The following is a 1,513-nucleotide window of genomic DNA, read 5'->3' as shown; positions in this document are numbered from 1 at the left end:
CCCCAGCAGCAGACCGGCATCGGGGCCCTGCAGGTCGGCCCACAGCGCACGGGGCGAGAAGCCGGCCGAGCCGGTGGCCAGCCCCGCCGCCAGGCCGAGGGCGACGGCCAGCAGCAACCACAAGGCCAGCCGGCGTCGGCGCGGTGCGTCGACCTCCTCGGTGAGCGGGTCCATTGCCAGCGCGGCGGGCAGCAGGGCGCTCATCGCAACCCCGTCGACGCCGTGCCCAGCCGTACCAGGCAATCGGCCAGCAGCCCGGCCGCTTCGCCCAGGCGCGGGCCGGGGCGGATCAGCATCTCGTACTGCGCGGTCTCGAAGCCGCACAGGCGCTTGTCGCGCACCGCGGCCAGCGCGTTCCAGCCCGGCCGGTCCACAAGCGCGGACTGCTCGCGCTGCACGCCCATGATGACGTCGGGCCGGGCGCGCACGACGAATTCGGGGTTGAGCTTGGGGAACGGCCCCAGATCTGGCGGCACGATGTTGGCCATGCCCAGCCGTGCCAGGGTCTCGCCGATGAACGACACGGTGCCCGCCGCATAGGGCCCGCCGCCGATCTCGAAGTAGACGCGCTGGCCGCGCATCGACGGCGGGACGCGCGCTGCCGCGGCATCGACCTCGCGCGTCAACCGTGTCCACACGCGCGCACCCTCGTCCGGCGTGCCCAGCAGTCGCGCCACGACATCGAGCGTGCGCCGCACGTCGGCGTAGCTCTCCGACTTCAGGCGCACGACGGTGAAGCCCAGCACCTCCAGCCGCTCCATCGAGCGCGAGGCGGGGGAGGCGAGGATCAGGTCGGGCTTGAGGGCGGCGATGGCCTCGATCTGCGCATCGTCCAGCCCGCCCAGGTGCGGCAACCTGGCCAGGTCGGCCGGCCAGTTCGAATAGCGGTCCACGCCCACCAGCTGCGGCCCGACACCCAGGACCCAGGCCGTCTCGGTGAGCGAGGGCAGCATCGACACGATGCGCTGCGGCGGGGCGGCCAGGCGATGCGCGATGCCGCGGTCGTCGCGTACGACGATAGCCTGGGCTTGCACGGCAGCAGGCCTCAGCCCGGCCAGGCCCGCGACGATGGCAGCCAGCGTTGCCAGCCGGCGCAGGGTGGTTCGCCGCGGCAGCGGCGTGTGGGCTGGGGTCATCGATCGTCCTTCACGCGCAGTTCGCAGCCCGCGACCATCAGCGTCACGCGGACGCAACGCTGCGCCACGGCTTGGTGCAGGTGGCCCAGCGTGTCGACACAGGCGCGGGCCTCGCGCGACATCGGCATCACGCCCAGGCCGATCTCGTTGGACACCAGCACCAGCGGCGAGGTACTGGCCTGCAAGGCGTCGAGCAGGGATTCGCGTTCGGGCGGCCACATGGTGGTCTGCATGGCGGGCTGCATGGGCGACTGCGGCGGCGGCATCAGCCACTGCGCGAGCCACAAGGTCAGGCAGTCGACCACCAGCAGGTGCGCCGGATCGGCGAGCCGGCGGATCGCATCGCCCAGCCCGTGGCGCCTCACGCGGACCGCGCC

At 73.0% G+C, this 1,513-nt stretch carries 2 protein-coding genes and 1 pseudogene; all 3 read right to left on the bottom strand.

Annotated features, from left to right (window positions below):
- Positions 1-204 (bottom strand): annotated as a pseudogene (locus x551_RS22050) (hypothetical protein); the annotation flags it as partial.
- Complete coding sequence (locus x551_RS22045) at positions 201-1,136, bottom strand: helical backbone metal receptor (protein WP_051495693.1); 936 nt, start codon at positions 1,134-1,136, stop codon at positions 201-203. The pseudogene x551_RS22050 and the gene x551_RS22045, both read right to left, overlap by 4 nt.
- A partial coding sequence (locus tag x551_RS22040; RefSeq protein ID WP_036251519.1) for a bifunctional adenosylcobinamide kinase/adenosylcobinamide-phosphate guanylyltransferase occupies positions 1,133-1,513 on the bottom strand: 381 nt, incomplete at its 5' end. The genes x551_RS22045 and x551_RS22040, both read right to left, overlap by 4 nt.

This window comes from Methylibium sp. T29 (assembly GCF_000576205.1).
Classification (GTDB): domain Bacteria; phylum Pseudomonadota; class Gammaproteobacteria; order Burkholderiales; family Burkholderiaceae_C; genus Methylibium; species Methylibium petroleiphilum.
Note: the sequence above shows the minus strand (reverse complement) of the source record. Positions and strands in the feature narration are given on the sequence as shown.

Excerpts from the sequence above, each read along its gene's own strand:
- x551_RS22045 (WP_051495693.1), bottom strand. The coding sequence starts at position 1,136 with ATGACCCCAGCCCACACGCCGCTGCCGCGGCGAACCACCCTGCGCCGG.